This window comes from Mycoplasma marinum, from assembly GCF_004335975.1.
Lineage (GTDB): Bacteria > Bacillota_I > Bacilli_A > Mycoplasmatales > Metamycoplasmataceae > Mycoplasma_K > Mycoplasma_K marinum.
In genome coordinates, this window is record NZ_PSZO01000094.1 from 1 (window position 1) to 866 (window position 866).

Genomic DNA, 866 nt, shown 5'->3' on the forward strand with positions numbered 1-866 from the left:
ACCTTTGTTTTCTTGTTTCGCTTCAATTATTAACATTTTTAATTTGTGTACATCAATGATATGTGCCTTTTGGAATTGTGCCTTATCTTTTAATTCAAAAGGTAATTTTGTAATTGTATTATCAATATTAACACTGTATTTACTTCTTGCCTTTTTAATAATTTTCTCAACTTCTTGAACTACAAGATTGTGTTTTTTATAATATGTTTCTATCTGTTCAAGATATATTTTAAAACCAGTAGGATCTTTGCTAACTTGCATATATTCAAAAGCTTTTTTTAATGTTGAATTCAAATTAACAAAAGATTCAAAAGAGATTTCTTTTGCACTTATTGAATAAACATCAAATAAATTTCTTCTTGATTCTTTTTGAGTCTTTTTCAAGCAAAGGTTATCAAATAGAATTGCAAATACATTAGCATTTGAATTATTATCCAAAATTAACTCCGCACTACCAGGGTTCTTAGCTTGACCGCCTGGGTTATTGCCCTTTAATAATTGCACAACATTCTTAATTGTTGAATTATATTTGCTTCTATTATTTATGAAATTATTTACTATGCTAATTTGTTCTTTGTTTAGTTCGATAATTTTATTATTTTTATCATTGGGTCTCGGAATTTGCTTTAATCCTAATTCTTCGAATAATTCTTCTCTTCTTGCAAAAGCAACAGTTTTCTTTTCGAACCATGATTGTGTTGTATATTGATCTAAAAATACTTTTGTAAAACTAATTTTTCAATCCAAAATTATTCCATGTTCATTTGTTATAAATTCTAAATCCCCTTTGAATTTACAAGAGGTTGTATTAGTGTAATTCTTTTTAATTATTGGCGTTTTAATTTTATAAAAATTCATTTTGACCC

1 protein-coding gene is annotated in these 866 nt (G+C 25.9%); it reads right to left on the minus strand.

Annotated elements, in window-relative coordinates:
* The coding region (locus C4B24_RS04835) for an MAG4270 family putative restriction endonuclease (RefSeq protein WP_131599649.1) at nt 1-858 on the minus strand (858 nt) is incomplete at its 3' end.
* Between the last annotated feature and the right edge of the window lie 8 nt (nt 859-866).